The organism is Endobacterium panacihumi, from assembly GCF_050847465.1.
Taxonomy (GTDB): Bacteria; Pseudomonadota; Alphaproteobacteria; order Rhizobiales; family Rhizobiaceae; genus Neorhizobium; species Neorhizobium panacihumi.
The window spans coordinates 1,463,535-1,486,002 of the sequence record NZ_JBOZRA010000001.1; the positions used below are offsets into that span (position 1 = coordinate 1,463,535).

The 22,468-nt window shown below is 60.0% G+C and carries 22 protein-coding genes; 8 read left to right on the forward strand and 14 right to left on the reverse strand.

What is annotated here, in order from left to right; genetic code table 11:
- Window positions 1-44: 44 nt before the first annotated feature.
- Window positions 45-467 (reverse strand): VOC family protein, encoded by a 423-nt coding sequence (locus ACRQ1B_RS07255; RefSeq protein ID WP_432292957.1) that lies wholly within the window; start codon window positions 465-467, stop codon window positions 45-47.
- 215 nt (window positions 468-682) lie between these two features.
- Window positions 683-1,318 carry a Rossmann-fold NAD(P)-binding domain-containing protein gene (locus ACRQ1B_RS07260; protein ID WP_432292958.1) on the reverse strand — a complete coding sequence of 212 codons (636 nt, stop codon included), beginning with the start codon at window positions 1,316-1,318 and terminating at the stop codon, window positions 683-685.
- A gap of 315 nt (window positions 1,319-1,633) precedes the next feature.
- Between ACRQ1B_RS07260 and ACRQ1B_RS07265 the strand changes: the two genes are divergently transcribed.
- A complete protein-coding gene (locus ACRQ1B_RS07265; RefSeq protein WP_432293835.1) occupies window positions 1,634-2,224 on the forward strand; it encodes an ankyrin repeat domain-containing protein in 591 nt (196 codons plus the stop codon).
- A 28-nt stretch (window positions 2,225-2,252) separates the two neighbouring features.
- On the opposite strand, the gene ACRQ1B_RS07270 is transcribed toward ACRQ1B_RS07265, so the two are convergent.
- Complete coding sequence (locus tag ACRQ1B_RS07270) at window positions 2,253-2,522, reverse strand: hypothetical protein (RefSeq protein WP_432292959.1); 270 nt, start codon at window positions 2,520-2,522, stop codon at window positions 2,253-2,255.
- Between the two features lie 142 nt (window positions 2,523-2,664).
- On the opposite strand from ACRQ1B_RS07270, the gene ACRQ1B_RS07275 reads away from it, so the two are divergent.
- On the forward strand, window positions 2,665-3,150 hold the full coding sequence (locus ACRQ1B_RS07275; protein ID WP_432292960.1) for a GAF domain-containing protein: 486 nt from the start codon (window positions 2,665-2,667) through the stop codon (window positions 3,148-3,150).
- A 12-nt stretch (window positions 3,151-3,162) separates the two neighbouring features.
- Here ACRQ1B_RS07275 and ACRQ1B_RS07280 read toward each other — a convergent pair whose 3' ends face one another.
- The gene (locus ACRQ1B_RS07280; RefSeq protein WP_432292961.1) at window positions 3,163-3,504 is read right to left on the reverse strand and encodes a gamma-glutamylcyclotransferase family protein; all 342 of its coding nucleotides are present in this window, start codon (window positions 3,502-3,504) and stop codon (window positions 3,163-3,165) included.
- 22 nt (window positions 3,505-3,526) lie between these two features.
- Here ACRQ1B_RS07280 and ACRQ1B_RS07285 point away from each other — a divergent pair, with 22 nt between their 5' ends.
- On the forward strand, window positions 3,527-4,087 hold the full coding sequence (locus ACRQ1B_RS07285) for a GNAT family N-acetyltransferase (protein ID WP_432292962.1): 561 nt from the start codon (window positions 3,527-3,529) through the stop codon (window positions 4,085-4,087).
- A gap of 59 nt (window positions 4,088-4,146) precedes the next feature.
- Here the strand turns inward: ACRQ1B_RS07285 and ACRQ1B_RS07290 are convergent, their stop codons facing one another.
- On the reverse strand, window positions 4,147-6,351 hold the full coding sequence (locus ACRQ1B_RS07290) for an OmpA family protein (RefSeq protein ID WP_432292963.1): 2,205 nt from the start codon (window positions 6,349-6,351) through the stop codon (window positions 4,147-4,149).
- Window positions 6,352-6,606: 255 nt separating this feature from the next.
- On the opposite strand from ACRQ1B_RS07290, the gene ACRQ1B_RS07295 reads away from it, so the two are divergent.
- A complete protein-coding gene (locus ACRQ1B_RS07295; RefSeq protein WP_432292964.1) occupies window positions 6,607-7,413 on the forward strand; it encodes a class I SAM-dependent DNA methyltransferase in 807 nt (268 codons plus the stop codon).
- A gap of 127 nt (window positions 7,414-7,540) precedes the next feature.
- Here ACRQ1B_RS07295 and ACRQ1B_RS07300 read toward each other — a convergent pair whose 3' ends face one another.
- Genes ACRQ1B_RS07300 through ACRQ1B_RS07310 form a run of 3 tightly spaced genes read right to left on the reverse strand, consistent with a single transcriptional unit; the run spans window position 7,541 to window position 10,530 of the window.
- On the reverse strand, window positions 7,541-7,774 hold the full coding sequence (locus tag ACRQ1B_RS07300) for a DUF8617 domain-containing protein (RefSeq protein ID WP_432292965.1): 234 nt from the start codon (window positions 7,772-7,774) through the stop codon (window positions 7,541-7,543).
- 3 nt (window positions 7,775-7,777) lie between these two features.
- The gene (locus tag ACRQ1B_RS07305; protein WP_432292966.1) at window positions 7,778-8,959 is read right to left on the reverse strand and encodes a DUF1501 domain-containing protein; all 1,182 of its coding nucleotides are present in this window, start codon (window positions 8,957-8,959) and stop codon (window positions 7,778-7,780) included.
- Complete coding sequence (locus ACRQ1B_RS07310) at window positions 8,956-10,530, reverse strand: DUF1800 domain-containing protein (RefSeq protein ID WP_432292967.1); 1,575 nt, start codon at window positions 10,528-10,530, stop codon at window positions 8,956-8,958. Before ACRQ1B_RS07310 ends, ACRQ1B_RS07305 begins: the two co-directional genes overlap by 4 nt.
- A gap of 282 nt (window positions 10,531-10,812) precedes the next feature.
- On the opposite strand from ACRQ1B_RS07310, the gene ACRQ1B_RS07315 reads away from it, so the two are divergent.
- Together ACRQ1B_RS07315 and uvrB are read left to right on the forward strand one after the other, a co-directional pair.
- Window positions 10,813-12,831, forward strand: a complete 2,019-nt coding sequence (locus ACRQ1B_RS07315; RefSeq protein ID WP_432292968.1) for a putative bifunctional diguanylate cyclase/phosphodiesterase — start codon at window positions 10,813-10,815, stop codon at window positions 12,829-12,831.
- 78 nt (window positions 12,832-12,909) lie between these two features.
- On the forward strand, window positions 12,910-15,879 hold the full coding sequence (gene uvrB, locus ACRQ1B_RS07320) for an excinuclease ABC subunit UvrB (RefSeq protein ID WP_432292969.1): 2,970 nt from the start codon (window positions 12,910-12,912) through the stop codon (window positions 15,877-15,879).
- Between the two features lie 172 nt (window positions 15,880-16,051).
- Here uvrB and ACRQ1B_RS07325 read toward each other — a convergent pair whose 3' ends face one another.
- The 3 genes from ACRQ1B_RS07325 to dgt all read right to left on the reverse strand — a co-directional run bounded on the left by ACRQ1B_RS07325 (window position 16,052) and on the right by dgt (window position 18,385).
- The gene (locus tag ACRQ1B_RS07325; RefSeq protein WP_432292970.1) at window positions 16,052-16,759 is read right to left on the reverse strand and encodes a hypothetical protein; all 708 of its coding nucleotides are present in this window, start codon (window positions 16,757-16,759) and stop codon (window positions 16,052-16,054) included.
- 8 nt (window positions 16,760-16,767) lie between these two features.
- Window positions 16,768-17,540, reverse strand: a protein-coding gene (locus tag ACRQ1B_RS07330) for an IS5 family transposase (protein ID WP_432292971.1) whose coding sequence is annotated in 2 segments (ribosomal slippage) — window positions 16,768-17,217 and window positions 17,220-17,540 — 771 coding nt in all. Because the reading frame shifts where the segments join, the coding sequence is not laid out codon by codon here.
- Between the two features lie 26 nt (window positions 17,541-17,566).
- Window positions 17,567-18,385 carry a dGTP triphosphohydrolase gene (gene dgt / locus ACRQ1B_RS07335; RefSeq protein ID WP_432292972.1) on the reverse strand — a complete coding sequence of 273 codons (819 nt, stop codon included), beginning with the start codon at window positions 18,383-18,385 and terminating at the stop codon, window positions 17,567-17,569.
- A 244-nt stretch (window positions 18,386-18,629) separates the two neighbouring features.
- On the opposite strand from dgt, the gene ACRQ1B_RS07340 reads away from it, so the two are divergent.
- Together ACRQ1B_RS07340 and ACRQ1B_RS07345 are read left to right on the forward strand one after the other, a co-directional pair.
- On the forward strand, window positions 18,630-18,836 hold the full coding sequence (locus ACRQ1B_RS07340; RefSeq protein ID WP_432292973.1) for a hypothetical protein: 207 nt from the start codon (window positions 18,630-18,632) through the stop codon (window positions 18,834-18,836).
- Window positions 18,837-19,015: 179 nt separating this feature from the next.
- Complete coding sequence (locus tag ACRQ1B_RS07345; RefSeq protein ID WP_432292974.1) at window positions 19,016-19,234, forward strand: hypothetical protein; 219 nt, start codon at window positions 19,016-19,018, stop codon at window positions 19,232-19,234.
- 84 nt (window positions 19,235-19,318) lie between these two features.
- On the opposite strand, the gene ACRQ1B_RS07350 is transcribed toward ACRQ1B_RS07345, so the two are convergent.
- The 3 genes from ACRQ1B_RS07350 to ACRQ1B_RS07360 form a co-directional block, all read right to left on the reverse strand.
- A complete protein-coding gene (locus tag ACRQ1B_RS07350) occupies window positions 19,319-20,131 on the reverse strand; it encodes a ferredoxin--NADP reductase (protein WP_432292975.1) in 813 nt (270 codons plus the stop codon).
- A gap of 129 nt (window positions 20,132-20,260) precedes the next feature.
- Window positions 20,261-20,788 (reverse strand): DUF934 domain-containing protein, encoded by a 528-nt coding sequence (locus ACRQ1B_RS07355; RefSeq protein WP_432292976.1) that lies wholly within the window; start codon window positions 20,786-20,788, stop codon window positions 20,261-20,263.
- Between the two features lie 3 nt (window positions 20,789-20,791).
- The gene (locus tag ACRQ1B_RS07360) at window positions 20,792-22,465 is read right to left on the reverse strand and encodes a nitrite/sulfite reductase (RefSeq protein ID WP_432292977.1); all 1,674 of its coding nucleotides are present in this window, start codon (window positions 22,463-22,465) and stop codon (window positions 20,792-20,794) included.
- Window positions 22,466-22,468 lie beyond the last annotated feature (3 nt).

A 22,468-nucleotide genomic window follows, 5' to 3' on the forward strand; every position in this document is an offset into this window, starting at 1 on the left:
AAACCTGCTCCGGCAGAACTGCTTCCATTTAACAATCAACCGCTCTAATCGTCGGGCAGCAATTGCGGGTTCCAGACCACTTCCCAGACATGCCCGTCCGGATCGCTGAAATATCCGGCATAACCGCCGTAAAACGTATCCTGCGGTGGTTTGACGACACCGGCACCGGCCTTCTCAGCCGCCGCCATCACGGCATCCACCTCCTCGCGGCGGCGCACATTATGGCCAATGGTGAAGGCGGTCGGGCTGCCGGCCTGTTTGGACAGACCGGTATCATGGGCAATATCGTCCTGCGCCCACAGCGCCAGCTTCCCCCCGCCGGAGAGATCAAAAAAGGCGACGGCGCCGTGTTCGAACTCGCGCCCGACAATGCCTTCGGTCGGCAGACCGAGACCATCGCGATAAAAGACCAGGGATTTTTCGAGATCGGCGACGCCGAGCGTCAGAACGGAAATACGCGGTTTCATATCCTCAAACCCTTTCTATCGAGGCCTGCACCATGCAAGCGCCGTGATAGTCTTGGGCCGTCAACGATGTGACGGAAGGACCTCCCGAATGGAGGGGCCGGGCCAACCGTCCCGTGCCTAACCTGTTTCAGACAGGAGGGAGGATACGAATTTCGGCGGATGGGGTCAAGAAAGCGCGGCTGACAACATCGAGTAGCAGGCACAAACCGAGCGTATCATCCGGTGAGATCTTGCGACAGAACAACCGAAACACCGGGCTTGGCCGCGATCGCATGCTCAAGCAGCGCCCGTGCGATCACCGGCGCAGGGTTGATCCGCCAGCGCCTCGGAAGGATCGGCCCAAGCGCCTTCAACACCGCTTCTGCGGCATCTTCGCCGCGCCGGCGCTCCGCTCGTTCGCCCCCGATCAATCCGGGCCGCGCGAAGCACAACGATCGGAACCCGACCGTCGCCAGATCCGCCTCGAGTTGTCCCTTCACGCGATTGTAGAAAAAACGCGATTGCGGGTCAGCCCCAAGCGCCGAATTGAGCACGAAAACCTGGGCACCGCGACGATGCATGAAACGGGCGACAGCAAGCGGGTAACGATGATCGACACGTTCAAAAGCCGCCTTTGATCCGGCGACCTTGATCGTCGTCCCAAGCGTGCAGATCACCGCATCGCCGTGCCAGAAGGCTTCGTCGCCCGTCATCCTGTCGAAATCGCAAAGCGGCACCTCGAGCTTGGGATGCGCCGGCAATGTCTTTCGTCCGGGTGCCACCACATGGTCCACCCGTGGGTCTGCCAAAGCAAGGTTCAGCACATTGCCGCCGACAAGCCCGCTCGCACCAACCAACAGAAGCTTCATCATCTCCCCCATCATGTCCGACACTGTTTGACAAACGAACGCCACTGCATTTGCCTGGATAAATTTAAGCCGGAGTGCCCTGTACAGCAATCACCGGCTTTGCCGGCGCCTCGCCCCTGCCGGCAAGAGCGACGGATTATCACTTGCCTCGCCGACGCCCATGCGCTTCATTCCGTCTGTACCCGAATATGGAATGCGATGAGCCAGACGACCATGACAGCAAAACCGGGATCGCCGTTGAAGCGCCTGCTTGGGGACCCAGCATTGCGGTTGATGGTGGCCACCGCCCTGACAATCCCTTTCCTGATGGAGCCTGCGATGTCGGACACGGATGCGCTGCTGGAAGCCGCCCAGAGCGGCAATAGCCAGACCGTCGCCTCGCTGATCAGAGCCGGCGCAACACTCGACAAGCGCGGCGAAAACGGACAGACCGCGCTCCTCATCGCCACCCGCGCCAACGATATCGAAACGGCAAGACTGCTGATCGAGGCCGGCGCGGACGTGAATGCCAAGGATGCCGTTCAGGACAGCCCCTATCTTTACGCCGGCGCGCGCGGTCATCTGGAAATCCTGCGCCTGACATTGGCGCATGGCGCAAACCTCAAGAGCACCAACCGCTACGGTGGCACGGCACTCATCCCGGCGTCGGAACGTGGTCATGTGGAAACGGTGAAAACCCTGATCGAGGCGGGGGTCGATGTGAACCACGTCAACAATCTCGGCTGGACCGCGCTTCTCGAAGCGATCATTCTGAGCGACGGCGGCGAGCGCCACCAGCAGATCGTCAAACTGCTGCTCGATGCCGGCGCCAGCCGCGACCTCGCCGACAAGGACGGCGTGACGCCGCTGCAACATGCGAAGACGCGGGGGTATGGGGAGATTGTCGCGATGCTGGAGGCGAAACGTTAGCAACCGGGCTGCGTTTAAAGCTCTGCAATCAAGGGCAATCCAGCCGGATCGTCAGCCCGTCCTTCATGGAATAAAATCTCGAGCAGGTTCTGCCGTCCACAACGACCTTCTCCTTGCCGACGTCGGTCGCTTCAAGAAATTCTGCGATCGTTGTCGTGCCGTCCTCATTCCAATCCATTTCCTTCCAGGAATATCCCTGCTGGAGGCTGGCGACGGTGAAAAGCAGCAGAAACGGCAGGATGACGATCGCGGCCAGGATGCAAAGCGCCAGTGCCAAAGCCAAAAGAAAACGTAGCATGAAATGCCTCGAATGAACTGACGCTGCCATTTGGTTTAAGCGGCTCATTCGGAATCTCAAAGGTCTTTCCGCACTGCTATTCTGCTTGCTCAGTCTTACCCTAAGTCCTAAACCGCCCTACCCCTATCCCCGAGGAGCCGCCATGTTCGAGACCACCGTGATCGAGACAGAAAACAAGCCGGAATTCTATCGCCAGCTGACGCAGCAACTGGCCGCTCTTCTCGAAGGCGAGCGAGATTTCATCGCCAATGCCGCCAACACCTCGGCGCTTCTCTTCCAGATGATGCCGGATCTCAACTGGGCCGGCTTTTACCTGATGAAGGAAGGCGAACTGGTGCTCGGCCCGTTCCAGGGCAAGACGGCCTGCGTGCGCATTCCGGTCGGACGCGGCGTGTGCGGCGCAGCGGTCGAAAAACGCCAATCCATGCTGGTCGAGGATGTGCATGCCTTTCCCGGCCACATTGCCTGCGATGTCGCGTCGCGCTCGGAACTCGTCGTACCGATCATGCGCGGTGAAGACGTCATCGGTGTTATCGATCTCGACAGCCCGATCCCCGCACGTTTCGATAGCGACGATCAGGCCGGCATCGAGCGTGTCGCCGAAATCTTTGTCGCCGCCAGCGCGTAAGGTTTCAGCCGATCACGCCTTCACGTAAACCCATGCGACGATGCCGGATTTGAGCGGAACCTCGATCCGCTTGTAATCGGACACTTCATAAGCGTCGGCGGCCGCCAGTTCTGCCGGCGTGATGCGAAAGACCTTGCCTGTCACTTCGTCGGCTGGATCACCGGAGGGCACGACGACCGGGTGGAAACGTTCGCCGCTTTTCGCCAGCACATCCGCATCGGTGATCTCCAGCATCTCCTTGCGAAATCCCGGCATGGCATCATCGGCGCCATCCAGCAGCCGTCCGAACGAGGATTTTTGCACCTCAGGATATTGCAGCGTCCCGTAGGAAAACAGAAAAACGGTTTCGTCCATGCCAGATCCCTCACAGTCAATCATGCCCCTGACATATAAAGTCGAAAGCCTGACCGCCACCAGCAATAGCGAGGACCTGCCTGAGGCACGACGCTTCTGCCTGCGCATCATCCGTGATTTTTACGGCATCGACTATAACGCCGATTGGCACGCCGATCTCGACAGCCTGACCGGCCCGGCCGAACACGGCTGGTATTGTGCCCGAAACGGCGGCGCGTTCCGCAGCATCACCGATCACAGCGGCAGGATCATCGCCACCGGCGGCCTCTACAATCTTGACCGCAAGCCCGCCACCGCCGCGCGGCTCGCCGATCGTTTCGGACAACACAAAACCTGCCAGATTGCCCGCGTCTATCTCGATCCGGCAGTCCGCGGCACAGGCCTCGGCAGCCGCATGGTGGCGATGCTCGAAGACGATGCCCGCGCACTGGGTTATGCCACCGCCTATCTGCATGCGGATGCGCAGACGCCGGCCACCCTCGCCTTCTGGGCCGGACGCGGCTACGGCCAGTTCGGCACGTTCTCCTATCCCTCGCCGTCCGGCGGCGTGGACAGGTCGGTCGATTTCGACAAGTCTCTCTGAAACGCAAAAGCCGCCGGGCGCAAACCCGGCGGCTTTTTCATGGTCAATCCGCAAGCATGTTACTTCTGCGCCACCGGCTTCACCAGCGGCGTGATACGGCGGATGGTGACGCGGCGGTTCTCCTGCGAAGGACCGTCGGTGCGCACCTTCAGGTAACGTTCGCCATAACCCTGTGTCGCCAGATTTTCCGGCGCGATGTCAAACGCATCGGTCAGCACACGCGCCACCGATTCGGCACGCTCGTCCGACAGAACAAGATTGCTGTCGTCGGAGCCGACGGCATCGGTATGGCCTTCGATCAGGAAGGTTTCGGCCGGGTCGCGTTCCAGCACTTCCTTGATCGCATCCGCCACCTTGCGCAACGAAGACGCCTGGTTCATCGGAATTTCGGCACTGCCGGTCGCAAAGGTGATCGTATCGAGATCGATACGGCGCACCTTGTCGCGGATACGGGCGGAATAACGCACCTCATCCAGCGAATAGACGCGTTCGACGCGTTCCACCGGCGGCTGCTCCAGGAATTCATAATAATCCCGGTCCGGTTCGGTGGAGGTGTCGATGATGTAGTCGTCCAGCGGCACCGTCAGGCGCATGGGTGGCAGGTCGAGACCCGGATCGCGCCAGCGGCGCGGCTGGTCGCGGTCTTCCATCAGTTCCGGCGCATAATAGAGCACGTATTCGCGGCCGTCGTCGCCGATGCGCGAACGCTGCACCACATCACCGTATCGGTTGCGGATGGTGACGATCTGCACGCCGTTGTCACGCTCGATGATTTCGCGGGTACGGCCGCCGCGCAGGCGCTCGTATTCCGGCTCATAACCTTCGTCGTAGAAACGACGGCTGTCGTCATGGCGCACGATGGTGCGGTTGTCGAACTGCAGGATCACGCGGCCACCATCCCGGTCACCACCGTGTTCGCGAAAACCTTCCGGGCGTTCGAAACGCGGACGGCCATCGAGACGTTCGCCACGCTCGGCGGTTGCAGCCTCGAGCTTGATCGGCGGACGCGGACGTTCGCCGGGTGCCAGCGCCTGAGCCTCGGCATCGGAAGTTGGCGGCGGTGGCGGCGGGCCTGCGGGAGCGGCAACGGCCGGACCACCAGGCTGTCCACCTTGCGGCGGACGCGGGCCACCTTCGCGCGGTCCGCGCGGTTGCCCCGGCTGACCGGGAGCGGCGGCTGCCGGCGCCGACGGATATTCCTTGGCGCTATCGAGGATCGCGGCACCATTTTCGACCGGCAGCACGACCGGACCGGTGGCGGACGCCGGATCCTTGGCGATCGCTTTGGCGCGTTCGATTTCTTCCGGTGTGCGAGGACCCGCCGGCGGAGCGGCTGCCTGACCCGGTGCTGGCTGACCCGGTACAGCACCCGGAGCAACCGGTGCGGCGCCTGATTGGCCCGGAGCAGACTGACCGGGTGCGGCCGGCGCACCACCCTGCGGTGCGGTGCCGGCGGCAGGCTGTTCAGCCGGTGCCTGACCCGGTGCGATTTGGCCCGGTGTGGTCTGGTCCGGCGCAGCCTGACCGCCTGCGGCCGGAGCGTCGCTTTGAGCCGGACGGGCAGCCGGCGCAGCATCCGGTGTGGCCGGCGCCGGTGCTTCTGCCGGCGCGGCAGGCTGTTCGGCCGGGCGCTGTGCGGGTGCCTGATCAGGTGCCTGAGCATCGGAACCACGGCGCTCGCCCCGAGGGCGTTCAGAGCTGGGGCGCTCACCACGCGGACGCTCGGCACCCGGCTGGCTCTCGCCATTGTTTTCCTGGCTGCGGGCCGGGCGTTCAGGCCGCTGCGGACGTTCCGCCGGCTGTTCTGCTGCGGGCTGCTCCTGGCTCGGCGCCTGTTCGCGACGTGGGCGCTGGCGCGGCTGTTCCTGGCTCGGCTCGGCCGCCGGCTGTTCAGCGGCGGGCGCTTCCTGCGCAGGTGCTTCCTGAGCCGGCGCTTCCCGACGTGGACGCGGTGCTTCCGGCTCTGGCGCCGCCTCACGGGCGGCTGGTGCTTCCGGTTCCGCCTGGGGCGCCGGTGCTTCCTGCGCTTCCGGTGCCTGTTCGCGACGCGGCCGTTCGGCCGGCGCTTCTTCGGCCGGTGCCGCATCCGGCGGCAGGATCGGCTGCTCAGCGGCCGGTGCATCCTGAACCTGCACCACGCGGCTCTGTGCCGGCACGGCGATCGCGCCCGGCGCGATCGGTGCTGCCAGCGCCGGCTGCCAGATCAATGACAGCGACAACACAGGCATGGCAACTCCGGCCATCAAACGGTGTTTCTTCGACATGGGACCTCCTTGGTGATCTCGCATCCCTGCAAAATTCTGATCGAGACTCCTCTTGCGGGAGCCTGGCCTTGTGCGGGCAGCCCTCAACGGCCACCCATTAAAATTGTTCCCAAACCTGTGCATACCGGCCTGAACCCCACCTGAACGCGCCATTCAGGCAAAGCTGAGGCGGGCGACCTTGTATCCACCATTGCAAAAACGCCTGTTCCCGCTAAAAGCGCGCCCATATCAACCGGCACCGGAAAAGGACGCGCCATGACCAAGATCGACGAGGAAGCCCTGGCCGAGGCCTATAACCGCGCACTGGATCTGGAAAAATCCGGCGATCTCGATGCTGCGGCAAAAGCCTATGCCGAAGTTCTGGAACTCGACCCCGAGGACCACGGTGGCGCAGCCGTCCGCCTTGCGTCCATCGGCCGTGGCGAAACCCCGCCGCGCGCGCCCGACGCCTATGTCGAAACCCTGTTCGACCAGCATGCCGAAAGTTTTGAAGATATTCTCGTCGAGCAGCTCGGCTATACCGTGCCGATGATGGTGCGCCAGCACCTGCAGTCGCTCGATCTTGGTCCGTTCAAGCGCATGCTCGATCTCGGCTGCGGCACCGGCCTGACGGGCGGAGCCCTGCGCGACATGGCCGACGACATTACCGGTCTCGATATTTCCGAAAACATGGTTCAGATCGCCCATGAAAAGGATCTTTACGAGACGCTTTATGTCGGCGAGGTCGAGGATTTTCTGGAAGACAATGACGACGAGCCTTTCGACCTGATCACCGCCACCGACGTGTTGCCCTATCTCGGCGCGCTGGAGCCGCTGTTTTTCGGCGCGGCCGAAAACATGGTCAAGGGCGGCATTTTTGTGTTCTCATCGGAAAGCCTGCCGGACACCGACGGCCGCACCCACATGGTCGGCCCGCATCAGCGTTTCGTGCATGCGGAAAGCTACATCCTCGACCGTCTGAAAGAGACAGGCTTCGAGCTGATCGAGATGTCGGAAATCAACGTGCGCATGCAGGACGGGCAACCCAGCCCGGGCCATCTCGTCGTGGCGCGGTTGAAGTAAGCAAAACATCCCATCTCACTTCTCCCCGCTTGCAGGGAGAAGTGCCGGGGGCATCGGCGTGGCGATGACGGGCCGCTACAGACGCCGACTTGAGGTCACCTGGTCCTCATGTGCCAGCTGGCACCTTTCAGTCTGCGGTTCCGTAACACGTGGGCGCCTCTCTGAAACCGTCCCAATAGACCCAAAGCCGTCGGCATGACGGACATTTCAGCATGTGAGTGGCCTTCTGGTAAAGCGATTCAGCATCAACCGGACCGGTCACCTCATCGAAATCCGTGTCGGCGATCAGCAGCCACTCGATCGGGTTGGGAATATCTCCATAGCGCAGCCGCTCGCCGCATTTGCAGGCAATAGAGGGCATATGCTATCTCAGATACACCGAGCCCGTATCAAAACTCAGACCCGGAAACACCTTGGTCGTGAGGTCGCCAGCCGAAACACCATACTGTTTGTGGATCATCGCCGCCGCCAGTTCGCGCAGATCGCCGGTCGGCATCAGATCGCGGCCCTGATAGAGTTGCTCTTCTCCCAGCCCCGGCCAGTTTCCAAAAATCTTGCCGCCGTCGACGGCACCGCCTGCCATAACCGCAACGCCGCCGGTTCCGTGATCAGTGCCACCGCTGCCGTTTTCGCGCGCCGTACGGCCAAATTCGGTCATGGCCAGAACCACCGTCTTCGACCAGGAATCCGCACCCATGCTCTCCTTCAACGTGGTGATCGCCAGCGCCAGCGTGCCGGCCACCTGCGCGAACTGCGCCTTCTGGTTCACATGCGTGTCCCAGCCATTGATCGAAAAACTGCCGATCCGGTAATCGCGCGCCAGAAGGTTGCCCGCCAGCTTGGCCATGTCTGCAACCCCTGCCCCGCGCTTGGCGCCCGCATAAAGCGGATCGGTGGACATGTCGGTGCGCACGGCCTCTTCGAAAGCCTTGGAAAAACCCTGATCGCCCTCGTAGAGCCGCTCCAGAAAACGCACCTCGTCCTCGGCCAGCGCCACGTCGGATTGCGCCGACCATACATCCACATCATTCGGGCCGGACAGGATCAGTTCCATCGACGTGTTGATGTCGATCGCCCGCCTGCTGGCGGTGCGCGGAATGGCGGCCAGCGTGCGGTTCAGCCAGCCATTGCGCTCGCGCTTGTCGGCGCCTCCGCTTTCCAGAATATCCTGCCCATCGAAATGGCTGCGCTCGTCCCGGTAAGGCGTCGAGACGGCATGCACGAAGGCGAGTTCACGGGCCTGCCAAAGAGGCATCAGCGATTTTGCTGCCGGATGCAGACCAAAACGGCCGTCGAGATCGGTCAGGCCTTTCTCCGGCGTCAGCGCCAGTTTCGGCCGTAATCCCGCAAACGCCGCATCACCATAAGGCTGCAGCAGGTCCAGCCCGTCCATCGCCCCGCGCAAAATGATCGTCACGAAACGGGCGTCGCCGGGCGTCGCGGCGAAGCTCACCGGCGTCATCACCGGCATGGCCGCCAAGCTACAGGCGACGCCAAGAAAGCCGCGGCGCGACAGTCGAAAACCCTTCGAAGCGTCCATCGTCATCTCCTGTTGAACTCCGGGGAAACCAGCACCATGGTCAGGCCATGCACCTTGTTGGGCGCCTGCGCCACGATTTTTGTCGTCTCCGGCCGCGCCGCATCGGCAAGGGTTGCAACGAGAAAGGCCGGCGGATCGAGATCCTTGCCCAGCCCGCGCACGGCCAGCCGCGCCCAGGCGATACGTTCGCTGAGTTGGCTCGGCGAAAGCCAGGCACTGGCATCGTCGGCAAAACCCGCCGGGCTCGGAGGCTGCCACACGGGCTGCCCCATGCGCCGCAGCGCACCAAATGTCACGGCACGGGCATAACCCGGCTTGGGGGCAGCAGCCTTGGTGGCGGATTTCTTGATGTCGCTGGCCGCAGCGTCTCCGGCATCGGCCGTGGCTTCCGGCCGGCCCATGTCGGCGCCGCGCGGGCCCGGCTTTTGCGCCTGCGCCACGTCGTCACCATCCTCGGCTTCATCGGGCCGCACCGGCACTTCCGCATCCTCGTCATCGAGCGCCTTGGCCAGCGCCGTCAGTTCGGCTTCTTTCACATCGAGGGCGCGAAGGCCGGAAACGACGAAATCAAATGGCTGCTTGATCTTCTGGCCTTCGCCTTCCCAGGACCGCGGGTGATCGAGCATGGCCTGATAAACCGCGGTCAGGTTGCCGTCGCTGGCCGTCCACGCCGCCACCATGGCATCCACCACTTCGGCCGGCGGCTGGTCGGCAATAAAATACTTCACCAGCTTGGTGCATACATGCTTCGCCGTCTCCGGGCGTTTTGCCAGATCGTCCAGCATCGCCACATGATCGGCGTCGCTACGGCCCTCTTCACCATACACCTTGCCCAGCAGCGAAAGCCGGCCCGGCTCGGCGCGTGCCCGCCTATACCCCACTTCGAGCGTCCTCGCATCGACGGTGACACCGGTCAGGATCAGTGCCGCACCGCGCACGTCGTCCTGAGTGTAACCGGAGCCGGCCCCCATCGTGTGCAGTTCCAGCAGTTCGCGGCCGAGGTTTTCATTCAGGCCGGTGCCATTGCGCAGCCCGGCCTGCGATTCCGACCCCACCGATCGGTTCTGGTCGAGATAAAACAGCATGGCCGGATGCAGCACCGCCGCATTCAGCAGGTTCACGAATGGCCCGCCGATATTGGGCCGGATCGCTTCGGCCTCGAACAGCGAGACGATCATCCGCATCGCATAGGTCTTGCGCGCATTGACGGAGAAATGATCGACCCAGAAACTCGCCAGTCGTTCGAAAAAGCCGTTCTGCGAATGCACGGCCTGCATGATGCGCGCAAACGAATCGCGCCGCAGCATGCGGTCCGCCTCGCGCAACGTGTCGCGCCGCAGTTCCGGATTGGGTTTGCCCGCCTGCGCCGTCTTCGCCTCCACGGCCCGCACCGATAACAGCCGGAGCGCCGTCTCGCGGCGGCCCTCAAAACCCTCCCGCGGAAAGCGCGCCTTGGCCTTGGCGCCTCTTTCGACCTGCTTCATCAGGTCGGCAGCGCTGGCCGGCGCATTTTCTTCACCCGGCTTCAGACCATATCCAAACCGGATGGCCGCCATGGTGGGGTGGGAAAGTGTCATCGAGCACCTCGTTTCGAACCGTGGACAAGGGGTGATGTAGCACTGCGACACAAACCGCAACAAGTTAAGGCAATTTTTCCGACATGAACGATTTGTAATCTGGCGTGAACGCGCCGACGTCGTGGCGCGGCAGACACAACCACAAATATAAGGCTGGATAGAGCCGTTCGTTCCCGGCAAGATCAGACACTCGATCACCTTTAAGCCATTGGTGCAATTAATGTTTTTTTCATGCGACCATGCGCATATGCTGCCAAGCTGAAACGAGACGAGACATTCTGGATGCCAAGCCGCTTCCTGACTGACGAGAATGAAACGCGCATCAAGTCGGAGATTGCGAAGGCCCGGGCGGCTTCGGTTATCGACCGCATGTATTACATGCTTGCGACCAACGCCGTCATTGGCGGTTGCGCTTATGCCGTGTCGACGGTTGGCCACGGCACGGACAGCCTTGCGCCTTACTGGTTGATGATGCTGCTTCTGACGCTGCTTGTTCGCGGCGGCATGACGGCGACAATGATGCGCCGCGATCTTGCCAGTCTGGAACCTGAAAAGACGCTGCGGCTTCTGGCAATCGGCAAATTCGTGACCGGCTGCACCTGGGCGGCGCTTCCCTTCCTGTTCAGCGATTTCGATGCCACCAGCGTCGATGGCGGCATTTATCTGATGATGCTCGGCATCGCCGCTGCCACCGTGCTGATGGGTGCCGGCAACAGCCTGGCCCCTCTGTCCTTTGCTCTGCCCGTGCATCTTGCGGTCATCGTTTCGCTGCTGCCCCAGGGCATTCACGGGCTGATGCTGGCGCTTTGCGTCACCGCCCTGACGCTGCTCCTCTATCGTGGCAGCAAGCAGTCGGAAATCACCTTCGCCAGCAATACGCGCGGCACGGTTCAGGCCAAGGCACTGGCCGAATCGCTCTCAAAAGCCAATAGCGAAATCCTAACCACCAATGCCCGGCTGGAACATCTGGCCAAATGCGACCCGCTGACCGGCCTTGCCAACCGCAACGCCTTCAACGAAGCGCTGTCCATCGGCATCGCCAACTGCCCGGAAGGCAGCGACCGTCAACTGGCCCTGCTGATGGTCGATCTCGACGGTTTCAAGCTGATCAATGACACGCTCGGCCACAGCGTCGGCGACAACCTGCTCGTCTACATTTCCAACCGCATGCGCCAGTCCATCGAAGGCGCCGACGTCCTCGCCCGCCTCGGCGGCGACGAATTCGCGGTCATTTTCACCGGCACCGGCGCGGTAGAACGTGCCCGCAAGCAATGCGAAGCCATGCTGGAGCGCAGCCACGGCCCGATCACCATTGCCGAACAGTCCTGCATCGTCGGCACCTCCATCGGCCTTGCCATCTATCCCGATCACGCGGCCAATGCGGAAGAGCTGTTCATCTGTGCGGACATGGCGCTTTACCGCGCCAAGGATTCCGGTCGTGGCCGCTGGTGTGAATTCCACCCGGATTTCCGCATCGCCGCCACCCGTCGCCACCAGATCGAGCAGGATCTCGGCGCCGCTATCTTGAGCGGCGCGGTCGAAGCCTGGTTCCAGCCGCAGGTCATGCTGGATGAAAGCGGCATTATCGGCTTCGAGGCGCTGGTGCGCTGGCACCACCCGCAGCTCGGCGCCATCGCGCCGCCGGATATCGTGCATGCGGCGCTCGCCACCCACCAGTCCGACAAGCTGACCGGCACCATCGCCGAAGCCGCCTGCCGCCTGCTGAAACGCCTGCCCGACATGGGCCTGCCGCACGCCACCGTCTCCATCAACGTGTCGCCACGCGAACTGTCCGTCTATTCGGTCGTCGATCTCATCGACAGCATCGTCGCCCGCCACAAGATCAATCCGGCCCTGCTGGAAATCGAAATCACCGAGGAAGCCCTGCTCGATACCGACATGATCGGCGACCAGCTGGCCCGCATCTCCGGTTCCGGCTACAAGCTCGCCGTCGACGATTTTGGCGCCGGTCACTCCTCGCTCACCTATCTTACCGGCCTGAAGGTCGATCGCCTGAAAATCGACCGCGGCATCGCCGCCGCCGTCACCTCCAGCCGCCAGAGCCAGAACATCGTGTCGGCGCTGGTCGGCCTCGGTCAGTCGCTCTCCATCGACGTCCTCGTCGAAGGCGTGGAAACACCCGAAGACGCCGCCGCGCTGCAGGAACTCGGCTGCCACACGGCGCAGGGCTATTTCTTCGCCCGCCCGATGCCGCCGGAGCGGCTCGACAACTGGATCGCCGAGCGCCCCTCCAACACACAGCAGGTCGATTTCAAGCGCAGCGCCGGCCGCAAGAACTAAACCACCGGTTCACTTTTTGTACTGGTTTTGTGACCCTGCCCTCTTCACAATGGAGAAAAGTCTCTCCATATTCGCGGCATGGCCAAAACTCCGAAAAAAACCTCGTCCTCCAAGCCCAGCGGTTTCGAGGAAGCCCCGCAATCGTCGTTTGAAGGCGCGCCGCTCGAAGGCAGCGTTTCCGACTGGGTGAAACAACTCGAGGCCGAGGCGGAACTTTCGGGCATCGAAACGCAGCGCGAAATCGCTTCGAAAGCGGGCAAACACCGCAAAAAAATCGAGATCGCCGCCCGCGAGGAAGCCATCAAGGCTGCCGCGAAGGACAAGCCCAAGACAGCCCAGAAAACGGCAAAGAACACCACCGCGTCAAAAACTTCGCGCGGCGTCTCCATCGGCGCATCGTCCGACCCAAAGACCCGCGCCGCCGCCGGCCTCAATCCGGTCGCCGGCATGGATGTCTCGCTGGAGGAGGCGGAGCATCTCGCCACCGGCGCCGTCACCGCCACGGTCGAAGCCCTCTCCGCCCTGATCGAGTCGGGCAACCCGCTCTTCAAGGACGGCAAGCTCTGGACCCCTCACCGCCCCCAGCGCCCGGAAAAATCCGAGGGCGGCGTCACCATCCGCATGGCGTCGGAATACCAGCCCGCCGGCGACCAGCCGACCGCGATCGCCGATCTCGTCGAGGGCATCAACAACAACGAGCGCTCTCAAGTGCTGCTCGGTGTCACCGGCTCCGGCAAAACTTTTACGATGGCCAAGGTGATCGAGGAGACCCAGCGCCCCGCCGTCATCCTCGCGCCCAACAAGACGCTGGCCGCCCAGCTCTATTCCGAGTTCAAGAATTTCTTCCCGGACAACGCGGTCGAATATTTCGTCTCCTATTACGACTATTACCAGCCGGAAGCCTATGTGCCGCGCTCCGACACGTTCATCGAGAAGGAATCGTCGATCAACGAACAGATCGACCGCATGCGCCACTCCGCCACCCGCTCGCTGCTGGAACGCGACGACTGCATCATCGTCGCCTCGGTCTCCTGCATCTACGGTATCGGTTCGGTCGAAACCTACACCGCCATGACGTTTCAGATGGAAGTGGGCGACCGCCTCGACCAGCGCCAGCTTCTCGCCGACCTTGTCGCACAACAGTATAAACGCCAGGACATCAATTTTATCCGCGGCTCTTTTCGCGTCCGGGGCGACACGATCGAAATTTTTCCGGCCCACCTTGAAGATGCCGCATGGCGCATCTCCATGTTCGGCGACGAGATCGACAGCATTACCGAATTCGACCCGCTCACCGGCCAGAAGACCGGCGACCTGAAATCGGTAAAAATCTACGCCAACTCGCACTATGTCACGCCGCGCCCCACCCTCAACGGCGCCATCAAATCGATCAAGGAAGAGCTAAGAATCCGCCTTGCCGAGCTGGAAAAGGGCGGACGCCTGCTGGAAGCGCAGCGGCTGGAACAGCGCACCCGCTACGATATCGAAATGCTCGAAGCCACCGGCTCCTGCGCCGGCATCGAGAACTATTCGCGTTATCTCACCGGCCGCAATCCCGGCGAACCGCCACCGACCCTGTTCGAATATATCCCCGACAACGCCCTTCTGTTCATCGACGAAAGCCACGTCTCCGTCAGCCAGATCGGCGGCATGTATCGCGGCGACTTTCGCCGCAAGGCGACGCTCGCCGAATACGGCTTTCGCCTGCCCTCCTGCATGGACAACCGCCCGCTGCGTTTCGAGGAATGGGACGCCATGCGCCCGCTCACCGTCGCCGTTTCGGCCACGCCCGGCAATTGGGAAATGGAACAGTCCGGCGGCGTGTTTGCCGAACAGGTCATCCGCCCGACCGGCCTGATCGATCCGCCGGTGGAAGTGCGGTCCGCCCGCTCCCAGGTCGACGACGTTTTGGGCGAAATCCGCGAAACTGCGCAAAAAGGCTATCGCACGCTCTGCACGGTGCTGACCAAGCGTATGGCCGAAGATCTTACCGAATACCTGCACGAACAGGGTGTTCGCGTCCGCTACATGCACTCGGATATCGACACGCTGGAACGCATCGAGATCATCCGCGATCTTCGTCTGGGTGCTTTCGACGTGCTGGTCGGCATCAACCTTCTGCGCGAGGGTCTCGACATTCCCGAATGCGGTTTTGTCGCCATCCTCGACGCCGACAAGGAAGGTTTTTTGCGCTCGGAAACGTCGCTCATCCAGACCATTGGACGTGCGGCGCGTAACGTCGACGGCAAGGTCATTCTTTACGCAGACAAGGTCACCGGCTCGATGCAGCGCGCCATGGACGAAACCGCCCGCCGCCGCGAAAAGCAGGTCGCTTATAACGAGGCAAACGGCATCACGCCGGAATCGGTGAAGGCAAAAATTTCCGACATTCTCGACTCAGTCTACGAACGCGACCACGTCCGCGCCGACATTTCCGGCGCCAGCGGAAAGGGTTTTGCCGACGGCGGCCATCTGGTCGGCAACAATCTGCAGGCCCATCTCAACGCGCTGGAAAAGAGCATGCGCGATGCTGCGGCCGATCTCGACTTCGAAAAGGCCGCCCGCCTGCGCGACGAGATCAAACGCCTCAAGGCCGCCGAGCTTGCGACGATGGATGACCCGATCGCAAGGGACGAGGCGAAAGATCAGGAACGTAAGGGGCGCACCACCTCTCCTCCGTCATCCTCGTCCTCAAGCTCTCCGTCGTCATCCTCGGGCTTGACCCGAGGACCTACAGCCACGACCGACAAGCAAGCCTCTGCTAGCGAAGAGCCGGCAAAAGACTCCCTCTTCCGCCGCAACACGCTGGACGAAATGACCGTCGGCCGCACGGAAAAGCCGACCACGGGAAAAATTCCGGAAAAACCGGTCACCGAACCCGGCAAACGCTTTTCGCCACTGATGGAAGGCCAGCCGGAACGCGCCGACCGCGACGATCCGCGCCCGCTGGTACGCGGCAAGATCGGCGCCGGGAGTTATGAGGATGCGGGCGACCAGAAACAGCAGAAGCGGCGCACGAAGGGTAAGACGGGGCGGCCGGGGCGGTGAGAACTGTATTTGCGCCGGACTAAAGAGCGCATTACAGAGAAAAATATTAACAAGGTCCATCTATTAGTTGATGGACCTTCATTTTTCTCCTCACCGTTATTCCTGATGTTGTGATTTTATAGGCTGCCTCGAACCGCTTAAAAGCAACCCGTAATGAGAAAAACTATAAAAACTAATGCGGCTTCCATATCGTCATTGGGTTTTCACCAGTAAGGCGACTATATACCTCTACACAATATCTATCGGTCATGCCGGCAATGTAATCACATACCACCCTCTTCTTCCAAACAGAGTCATCTACTGCCTTATGTAAGACCTGCCAGTCGTCTAGAAGCAACTCTGGTGTGTCGAGAAATGAATTGAATATCTTGGAAATTATTTCATCGCCACGTTTCTCAGCTATCTTCAACCTTGGCGAAGAAATCAGCAACTCATAAGCAAATCTTTTTAAAGTCTCCACCTTCTTAAATGTTTCGAGCTTCAAACGAGCACGACTGAGAGGAGGACACTTTTCATCTGGTAAAAATTCGATGCTCTGTATGTATTCTCCAACCAACTGCGAGGTAAACGCAGTTCTCAAATAGCCATTCTCAGATATTTCCTGCGAACTGCGATGGGTATGAGAACCCAACATAAATGCCGCCTCTTCGGCGCCAACTCCGGCATACAGCACATTCAGCATGTTATCGTCTGGCAGAAGTATATCTCTGAATAAATTTGCTAAAATATCATTGAGGTTCTTCACCGTAAACGCTTGATCATTGACGGAAGCATCTCCATAATATTCCTTAATCTTACCCCGAACACCGTCAGCAATTCTTTCTTTAAATTCGTCCGGCATGGAAATCATACGGAGCGGAGATAAAAAGCCTGCCTTCAATGAATCTTCTAGGACGCGGACTCATTAGCTGACGCAATCCATATCCTCGTCGCGGCAAGCTTGAGGGCGGCGAGATAGTTGTCGGCACGCCGGTCGTATCTCGTTGCAAGGCCACGCATCTGCTTGATACGGTTGAAGAACCGTTCCACAAGATTGCGCTGACGGTAGACCCAGCGGCTGAAGCTGAATGTCTGCTTTCGATTGGCCTTTGCAGGGATATTCGCCCAGCATTTACGTTGTTTGGCAAAGTTTCGAATTGCGTCGGTGTCATATGCCTTGTCGGCAAGGATCGTCGCGCCGGGCTGCAGGTCGCTCAACAGCTTCTCAGCCATCGGTGCATCGGCGGATTGGCCGGCGGTGAGTTCCAGCCGAACCGGTCTGCCATCTGCATCGACAAGAGCATGGATTTTTGTCGTTAGGCCGCCGCGAGAACGTCCCATGCAAGGATCGGCAGAGCCCCCTTTTTAGCGTTGGCACCATGCTGGTGAACGCGAACACAAGAACTGTCGATCATCACGATGTCTCCATCGTAACGCTTTGAAACGGCGTCCAGAAGACGATCCCATACGCCCGCCTTGCGCCAGCGGGAGAACCGATTGTAAAGCGTCGTGCGTGGACCATAACGCTCCGGCACATCTCGCCAGGACGAACCAGTCCTGAAACGCCACAGAATGCCGTTGATTACCCGGCGGTCGTCGACGCGTTCAATTCCACGGCTATTGGTCGGCAAGAGAGGTGCGATGACAGCCCATTCTTCGTCGCTCAATTCGTGACGGCGCATGGCAAACTCCTTTCAAGGAGATTGAATCACACACCGCCAATAAGATGAACCCCGTTTATGAGGACACTGCCTAGGTCATATGTCGAATAAGCAATGTCGTCAGCGACATCCATAATCGAGCACTCGATCGTCTTAAAATCGCGATCCTCCGGAGCAGAAATAGCCGATTTGATATTATTTAATAATTCTTGCTCTGTCGAATAAATAGCCTTAACCGGACCAGAATCATTTTTTTGCTGCCTTCTATTCTCTGCGGTGACAGGTATTGTTTTATTGTACTTAACAATTGAAGCAAGCGTCCTGTATGTCAAATTGAGACCGCATCGCAAATCCTTTCCCGAAGCATCGATTGGCGTCGGAACCGCTTTTACCGAAGGAAATTCGGACGTTTCCTTCTTTTCCAATCTAGCCAGAATTCTCAAAGTTTGAGCATTACCCTCGAAGCCACCGCTCGACATCATTAGCCGATCTAAAGTCTTCTCCCCATTATGACCGAAAGGCGGATGCCCCAGATCATGCGCCAACCCGGCAAACTCGACCAAATCCAAATCGATCTTCATCGCCGCAGGCCTGAGGAAAGCCTCCGTGTTATTCAGCCGGATAGCAATTGACTTTGCTATCTGCGCAACTTCCAATGAGTGGGTTAGCCTGTTCCTGAAAAAATCGCTTTCATGAGACGGATAGAGTTGCGTTTTCCCCTGCAATCGTCTGAAGGCGGGAGAATGTATAAGCCGGGCGAAATCACGCCGCCCGGCAGTACGATACCGCTCTACACCTCTGTCACCCTCGCTGGTGACCCGATCCCAATCAGTTTTGCTGTATAGCTTACTTTGTGTCTTTGGCACGCTTAGATGATCCCCGAGAACGCTTTGATTCGCCCTCGCTGATCTTTTCAGAAGCCGCTATAATTGCAATATTTTTACTTCTATCACCCACAATTGAAACTGAAGATATTGACGAAAGTTTTGCGGACCCAATCTCACTCGCGCCGCGCAGACCAACCGAACGTACCTTTACAGCCGTCATCGTCATTATCGATCTCCCCTTCACTGGACCTGTGGCTATTAATCTGTACACGAAATCGAATTAATGAACAGTATTGACACCCAGCAACCGCTGACTGCAACACACGATTCCTCAATCACGAAATCTTATCGCGGCAACGGTGTCCGCCAATATCAGTTCCATTTCAAATCACATCTCTTTGCAAAGCTGCATTATTTCGACATATCCACCAGCACTTCGGACTTGCATGGCTATTTGAAGCGCCACAAAACAGCCCGGTTGCCGGTATGACTTAGATCCAAACCACTCTATCATGTGGATAGGGCCCGCCTGCCTTCGCAGTCCATCACCATAAATCTGTTTTCAAAATCAGAAATAATGCGACACCCCTCGCCTCACCCGTAGATTCACCCTCCATCAACCCATCCGTGCCATATCTCCTTAACCACCCTGCTAGGAGACCCGCCACGATGATCGGCTTCAGAAACACCCATAACCAGCCCATCTACGTGAACAGGGCGCAGGTCCTCTATGTCACCACATTCGAGGAGGACGTGTCGGTCATCGCGCTGGCCGTGGCAGGCTCCGGCGGCAAGCCGGTGACGATCCATGTGCGCGGCAGCGTCGAGCTGGTCTCGTCAAAACTCTCCGCCCCGCCGGTGCCCGCGCCTGCTGTACCGGCGCGCTGACAGCATCACAGAACGAAAAAGCCGCCGGATTGATCCAGCGGCTTTTTTTGCATCTGATGACGATTGTCTCCAAGCTGGCCGTAATCAGCCGACAAAAGCCCGCTCGATGACAAACTCGCTCGGCTTGTTATTGGCGCCTTCGGTAAGACCTGCGCGCTCCAGACGCTCCTTGGTGTCCTTCAGCATCGCCGCCGAACCGCAGATCATGCCGCGATCGACAGTCGGGTCGAGCGCCGGCACGCCGAGATCGGCAAACAGTTTGCCATTGTCGATCAGGTCGGTGATGCGGCCCTGGAACGGGTAGTCTTCGCGGGTCACGGTCGAATAAAGCTTCAACTTGTCGCCAACGATTTCGGAGAGGAATTCGTGGTTTTTGATCTCTTCGACGAGATCGAAACCGTATTTCAGCTCCGCCACTTCGCGGCAGGTATGGGTGAGGATGACTTCCTCGAATTTTTCATAGGTTTCCGGGTCGCGGATCAGGCTGGCAAACGGCGCAATGCCGGTGCCGGTCGAAAACATGTAAAGCCGCTTGCCGGGGGTCAGCGCATCGAGAACCAGCGTACCGGTCGGCTTCTTGCGCATCAGCACCGTATCGCCCGGCTTGATTTTTTGCAGATGCGAGGTCAGCGGACCATCCGGCACCTTGATCGAAAAGAATTCCAGTTCCTCGTCCCAGGCGGGGCTTGCGATCGAATAGGCGCGGTAGATCGGCTTGTCGCCCACCATCAGCCCGATCATCGCAAATTCACCCGAACGGAAACGGTAACCGGCCGGACGCGTCATGCGGAAACGGAAGAGGTGGTCGGTGTAATGTTCGACGGACAGCACGGTCTCGGCATAAACGCCGTCCGGAATTTTGGGCGCGAATTCTTCGGGCTTGGTGGGAGCGTTCATTATGCCGGTCTCGTTCGTCATCGTTTCGCGGCACCACGGCACCGCCTCCAACCCCCGCCCGACAGGCGAGGCACATTCATGGCTTTCGGAATTATACCAAAACGATCAGGTTTCAAAGCCGTCAGCTTGTCACGCCTGCTCCGCAGTCAGCGCACGGCGGCGCCAGCTGTAACCCTGTCCGGCAACCGCTGCCTTCACCGCCGGCTGGTAATGCTCGGAAATCCCCGGCAGACGCCCTTCCGACAGCCGCCTGATCGCCGTCGCATTGGTCACGGCAAACGTGTCGATCCCCGTCCGTAACATCAGCGGCACCTGGTCGATCAGCACGTCACCCACGGCCCGCACTTCGCCGCCATAACCCAGCCGGTCGCGCAACAGCGAGGATTGCGAAAACGCCCGGCCATCATTGAAGGCCGGAAAGCTCACCGCCACGACATCCAGCCGCGACAGATAGGGCTCCAGTTTCGTCACATCGTCCGCCGGAAAAAGCACGACGCCGAGGCCGACATCATTGCTCTCCTCGGCGCGGGCGATCAAAGCGTCGAGCGGGAGCAGAACCTTTTGCCCCTCGCCCGCCTTCACTTCATCACTCTCGATCACCCAGGGATCGTTTTCGACAAAACCGCTCTCGCGCCAGATTTTTGTGGTCGTCGTCATGGATCAAGCCGCCTCCGCCTTGGCATCACCATAAAGCGCATCCTTGAACGGCTGCGGTCCGACACGGCGATAGGCATCCAGAAAAATCTCGTCCTTCGACAGGCGCAGGCCCAGATAGGTATCGACAATCGTCTCGATCGCATCCGTCACCTTGGACGGCTCAAAACCACGTCCGATGATTTCTCCAATCGACGTATGTTCGTCACCGGACCCACCCAGCGTGATCTGGTAAAGCTCGGCGCCCTTCTTTTCCACGCCCAGCAGGCCGATATGGCCGACATGGTGGTGGCCGCAGGCATTGATGCAGCCGGAAATTTTTATTTTCAGCTCACCGATTTCCGCCTGCCGCTCCGGCGCGCCAAAACGGGTGGAAATCTCCTGTGCCACCGGGATCGAGCGGGCATTGGCCAGCGCGCAATAATCCAGACCGGGGCAGGCAATGATATCGGTAATCAGCCCGGCATTGGCCGTCGCCAGCCCCTGCGCCACCAGTGCGCGATACAGCGGCTCCAGGTCGGCCAGCGCCACATGCGGCAGGATCACGTTCTGCTCGTGGCTGATACGGATCTCGTCATTGGCGAATTCCTCGGCCAGATCGGCAATCGCATCCATCTGCACATCCGAAGCATCGCCCGGAATGCCGCCGTTCGGTTTCAGCGAAATCGTCACCATCCCGTAATCGGGATGTTTGTGCGGACAGACATTCTGATCCACCCAGCGGGCAAACCCTTCATCGGCCTTTTTCCAGCCGGCCAGCTGCGCCCAGCCTTCGGCGCGAGCAGGCAGAGCCGGCGGCGCAAAATAGGCGGTGATGGCGTCGATATCGGCTTGTGGCAGCGTCAGCTCGGTGCCGGCCAGATGCGCAAACTCCGCCTCCACCTGCCGTGTCAGTTCTTCCGTGCCGGTCTCATGCACGAGGATCTTGATACGCGCCTTGTACTTGTTGTCACGGCGGCCATGCAGGTTGTACACGCGCATGATCGCGGTGATGTAGGTCAGGAGATCGGCTTCGGGCAAAAAGTCCTTGATCTTCTTGGCGATCATCGGCGTACGGCCCTGACCACCACCAACATAGACAGCAAAACCGATCTCACCAGCCTCGTTCTTTTTCAGATGCAGGCCGATGTCATGCACCTGAATGGCGGCGCGGTCGCGCTCGGCACCGGTCACGGCGATCTTGAATTTGCGCGGCAGGAACGAGAATTCCGGATGGACGGACGACCACTGGCGCAGGATTTCCGCATAAGGACGCGGGTCGGCCACTTCATCGGCAGCGGCACCGGCAAAATGGTCGGCGGTGACATTGCGAATGCAATTGCCGGAGGTCTGCAGCGCGTGCATTTCTACACTTGCCAACTCGTCGAGAATATCCGGCGTATCCGATAGTTTGGGCCAGTTATACTGGATGTTCTGGCGCGTGGTGAAATGCCCGTAACCACGATCATATTTGCGGGCGATATGGGCCAGCATGCGCATCTGCTTGCCGTTCAGCGTGCCGTAGGGAATGGCAACGCGCAGCATATAGGCATGCAGCTGCAGATAAACGCCGTTCATCAGGCGCAGCGGCTTGAAGGCATCCTCGGCCAGTTCACCGGCAAGGCGGCGCGATACCTGATCGCGAAACTGCGCCACGCGGTCGGCGACAAAGGCATGGTCGAATTCATCGTAACGATACATAAC

Coding starts and splice junctions, on each gene's coding strand:
- ACRQ1B_RS07255 (WP_432292957.1), bottom strand. CDS start 467: ATGAAACCGCGTATTTCCGTTCTGACGCTCGGCGTCGCCGATCTCGAA.
- ACRQ1B_RS07260 (WP_432292958.1), bottom strand. CDS start 1,318: ATGATGAAGCTTCTGTTGGTTGGTGCGAGCGGGCTTGTCGGCGGCAAT.
- ACRQ1B_RS07265 (WP_432293835.1), top strand. CDS start 1,634: ATGTCGGACACGGATGCGCTGCTGGAAGCCGCCCAGAGCGGCAATAGC.
- ACRQ1B_RS07270 (WP_432292959.1), bottom strand. CDS start 2,522: ATGCTACGTTTTCTTTTGGCTTTGGCACTGGCGCTTTGCATCCTGGCC.
- ACRQ1B_RS07275 (WP_432292960.1), top strand. CDS start 2,665: ATGTTCGAGACCACCGTGATCGAGACAGAAAACAAGCCGGAATTCTAT.
- ACRQ1B_RS07280 (WP_432292961.1), bottom strand. CDS start 3,504: ATGGACGAAACCGTTTTTCTGTTTTCCTACGGGACGCTGCAATATCCT.
- ACRQ1B_RS07285 (WP_432292962.1), top strand. CDS start 3,527: ATGCCCCTGACATATAAAGTCGAAAGCCTGACCGCCACCAGCAATAGC.
- ACRQ1B_RS07290 (WP_432292963.1), bottom strand. CDS start 6,351: ATGTCGAAGAAACACCGTTTGATGGCCGGAGTTGCCATGCCTGTGTTG.
- ACRQ1B_RS07295 (WP_432292964.1), top strand. CDS start 6,607: ATGACCAAGATCGACGAGGAAGCCCTGGCCGAGGCCTATAACCGCGCA.
- ACRQ1B_RS07300 (WP_432292965.1), bottom strand. CDS start 7,774: ATGCCCTCTATTGCCTGCAAATGCGGCGAGCGGCTGCGCTATGGAGAT.
- ACRQ1B_RS07305 (WP_432292966.1), bottom strand. CDS start 8,959: ATGACGATGGACGCTTCGAAGGGTTTTCGACTGTCGCGCCGCGGCTTT.
- ACRQ1B_RS07310 (WP_432292967.1), bottom strand. CDS start 10,530: ATGACACTTTCCCACCCCACCATGGCGGCCATCCGGTTTGGATATGGT.
- ACRQ1B_RS07315 (WP_432292968.1), top strand. CDS start 10,813: ATGCCAAGCCGCTTCCTGACTGACGAGAATGAAACGCGCATCAAGTCG.
- uvrB (WP_432292969.1), top strand. CDS start 12,910: ATGGCCAAAACTCCGAAAAAAACCTCGTCCTCCAAGCCCAGCGGTTTC.
- ACRQ1B_RS07340 (WP_432292973.1), top strand. CDS start 18,630: ATGAACAGTATTGACACCCAGCAACCGCTGACTGCAACACACGATTCC.
- ACRQ1B_RS07345 (WP_432292974.1), top strand. CDS start 19,016: ATGATCGGCTTCAGAAACACCCATAACCAGCCCATCTACGTGAACAGG.
- ACRQ1B_RS07350 (WP_432292975.1), bottom strand. CDS start 20,131: ATGAACGCTCCCACCAAGCCCGAAGAATTCGCGCCCAAAATTCCGGAC.
- ACRQ1B_RS07355 (WP_432292976.1), bottom strand. CDS start 20,788: ATGACGACGACCACAAAAATCTGGCGCGAGAGCGGTTTTGTCGAAAAC.
- ACRQ1B_RS07360 (WP_432292977.1), bottom strand. CDS start 22,465: ATGTATCGTTACGATGAATTCGACCATGCCTTTGTCGCCGACCGCGTG.